The sequence below is a fragment of the uncultured Aquincola sp. genome (assembly GCF_964001545.1).
Lineage (GTDB): Bacteria > Pseudomonadota > Gammaproteobacteria > Burkholderiales > Burkholderiaceae_C > Aquincola.
In genome coordinates this window covers 1-3,401 of record NZ_CAXFDV010000816.1, presented here as the reverse complement: position 1 = coordinate 3,401, position 3,401 = coordinate 1, and the positions used below count along the sequence as shown (strand labels likewise).

Sequence of the window (3,401 nt, the reverse complement as noted above, 5' to 3'; positions counted from 1 at the left end):
TCAAGGGCACCTACACCGACAAGCTGCCGCTGATGATCAACCCCAACACCGGCCGCGTGCACACCAACTATGCGCAGGCGGTGGCGGTGACGGGCCGGCTGTCCAGCAACGACCCCAACCTGCAGAACATCCCCATCCGCACGCCCGAAGGCCGGCGCGTGCGAGAGGCCTTCATCGCTCCAGAGGGCCACCAGATCGCCAGTGCCGACTACTCGCAGATCGAGCTGCGCATCATGGCCCACATCAGCGAAGACCCCGGCCTGCTGGCCGCCTTTGCCGAAGGCCGCGACGTGCACCGCGCCACCGCGGCCGAGGTGTTCGGCGTGGCGCTGGACCAGGTGAGCAACGAGCAGCGGCGCTATGCCAAGGTCATCAACTTCGGGCTGATCTACGGCATGGGCGCCTTCGGCCTGGCCAGCAACCTGGGCATCGACCAGAAGGCGGCCAAGAACTACATCGACCGCTATTTCGACCGCTTTGCCGGCGTCAAGCGCTACATGGACGAGACCCGCGCCAGCGCGGCCGAGCGCGGCTACGTGGAAACGCTGTTCGGCCGCCGCATCGTGCTGCCCGAGATCCAGGGCGGCAGCGGCCCGCGCCGCGCCGCGGCCGAGCGCCAGGCCATCAATGCGCCGATGCAGGGCACCGCGGCCGACCTGATCAAGCTGGCGATGATCGCGGTGCAGGCCGAGATCGACCGCAGCGCCAAGGCCACCCGCATCGTGATGCAGGTGCATGACGAACTGGTGTTCGAGGTGCCCGAGGCCGAAGTCGACTGGGTGCGCACCGAGGTGCCGCGCCTGATGGCCGGCGTGGCCCAGCTCAAGGTGCCGCTGCTGGCGGAAGTGGGCCTGGGGCCCAACTGGGACAAGGCGCACTAGCCAACGGCACCCCGCAGCAGCGCTTGAGCCGGAAGAGTGATGTAAACCACGTGTTACTCACACGAATCGAGTTGTAACAGCAGGCCGAAGATCCTTGAGTCGCCAGCAGATGCGTGATGCACCGCTGGCCTGACGACAAGATCGGGCCGGTTGTTCGTTGCCATCGCGAAGTACAGCCGCCCGGAGCATCACCACGCTTCGAGGATTGCTGTACATGACCATCTCGCATGCGGTCAGGGCCCGCCTGGTCGCCGTTGCCGTCAGCGCATTGCTGGCGGCCTGCGGCGGTGGGGGCGGTGGCGCGGAAACGCCGCCCACCCCCACGTCTCCCACCGACACCGGCACCGTCTCCCAGGGCGTCGACATCACCAACGTCACCACCGCGCAGGTGGAGGCGGCCAAGGCGCAGAAGCACTTTGCCGCGCTGGGCGTGCTGGTCGGCGCCAAGGTCGAGGTGCGCGACGCCTTCGACAAGTCGGGCACCGTGCTCTACGAGACGGTGACCGACAACAACGGCCAATACACCGTCACCCTGCCGGACTACAGCAAATACGCGTTCTTCCGCGTCACCGTCTCGGGCGGCAACGACTGGGACGTCAACGACACCGGCACCCGCGACGCCACGCCCACGCCTTTCAAGGGCGAGATCAATGCGCTGGTCGATGCCAGCGACCTGCTTAACGGCTCGGTGCGGGTGACCATGCTCAGCGATGCGGCCTACCGCCTCATCGGCGGCGACCTGACGCGCTTTGACGCCAGCTCGCTGAACATCGAGCTCAACCGCGTGGCCGGCCTGCTGATGAAGCGCGGCCTGGAAAACGCCAATGCCGCGGCCGTGTCGTCCGACCTGCTGCAGTTCGACGCCACCCGCACCGAGCACCGCGAGGCGCTGGCCTTCGGCTTCACCGAGTTGCAGCAGCCGCTGAGCGGCGATGCCAACCAGCGCTCGCTGATCCAGAAGTACCACGCCGGAGACACCGGCGAGATGGCGTCCGCCTGGCGCCAGATGACGGCCTCGCTGGGCGTGGCCAAGAGCCTGTCGGCGGAAATCGACCGCAACACGGTCAAGTTCCAGGCCGGCGTCACCGGCGTGGGCAGCATCAGCGGCAGCCCGCTGCCCAACGGCAGCTATGGCGAAGCCAAGGAGCCCTACAGCACCGTGCTGCCGCGCGATGGCAGCACCGTGAACCTGACGGCCAACGAGATCGACGGCGCCTGGAAATTCCATTCCTGGACCGGCTGCAAGCAGGTGGTGGGCACCCGTTGCGAGGTGGACCTGTCCGCCGACGTGACGGCCATCGCCCGCTTTGCGCTGAAGGAAGCCAAGGTCAATGCCGAGGTCGCGTCGCTGGGCCGCATCGCCCCGCAGGACAGCGTCACCGGCATCCGCTTCAACGCCGACGGCACGGCCACCATCGTCTCGCGCGATGCGGCCACCGTGGCCTACCTGAACACGCTGATCGTCGGCTCGCTGGTGCAGACCGGCCATGTCGACCATCCGACGGTGCGCATCAGCCAGATCGTGTCGCCGGCCACGGTGGTGACGGCCAACGCGCCCGAAGCCACCACCGCGCCGATGACCACCATCAGCTTCCGCTGGACGGAAGCCTCGCCGGTGGACGTGTACGAGAGCATCTCCATCGTGGCCGACGCCACGCCGATGGCCTTCGACGAAGTGCGCGCCATCGAGGTGGGCGACGGCGTCTCGGGCTCGGTGCGCACGGTGATCCCGGCGCCCGACTTCACCACCAGCGTGGTGGCGGGTTCGGTGCTGGGCACCGCGCCCACCTGGTACGTGACGCTGGCGCCCGATGCGCGCAGCTGCCGCGGCTACGGGGCCGACCCGGTGGCCCGCGCCGCGCTGCAGACGGCCTGGGAAGCGGCGCCGCGCGGCTACCCCTTCAACACCGCCGCGCTGGCCAACTGCGTGGCCACCGGCAACTTCAGCCTGGGTGGCGACCTGACCGACTATGTGATGGGCAAGTCCACCGGCGACGTGGACCAGTTCTCCGGCCGCCACGACGGCACCGGCAAGCTGGCGATGCGCCTGCCCAAGGACGTGTTCCAGTACGAACGCAAAGGCACCATGCTGGCCAGCGCCGCCGGTGCACCCGGAGCCCGCAACGCCGAGCCGGTGTGGGTGTCGGGCGTGGGCATCGCGGTGCCGCTGGGCAACAACCTGTTCCTGGCCAGCCGTGAGCGTGAAGCCGGCTTCCGCCTGGTGGCGCTCAAGGACACGGCCAGGATCACCACGCAGCAGGCGGTGCGCCAGGCGCGCAGCGACTGCGCGATGCAGGGCCTGCCCAGCGCCTGCGGCCTGCTGGCCGGGCTGGAGCGTGAGCGCCAGGGCCTGAGCAACGTGGGCATGATTCCGCTGCTGTCCTCGCCGCTGTCGGTCACGCTGTCCAAGCCGGGTACCAACCTCAGCGGCACCATCTCGCTCAACCTCAACATCGACCTGCGGCCCAAGGCCTCGGTCGACTGGAGCCTGCGCAGCCTGTGGATCCGCGCCAGCGCGGG

Annotated in this window: 1 protein-coding gene and 1 pseudogene; both read left to right on the top strand. The window is 68.7% G+C overall.

What is annotated here, in order from left to right; all coding sequences use genetic code 11:
- Nucleotides 1-881: DNA polymerase (locus ABNT58_RS28295; RefSeq protein WP_348756706.1), on the top strand; the 881-nt coding region annotated here is incomplete at its 5' end.
- Nucleotides 882-1,095: 214 nt separating this feature from the next.
- A pseudogene (locus tag ABNT58_RS28290) lies at nt 1,096-3,401 on the top strand (hypothetical protein); the annotation flags it as partial.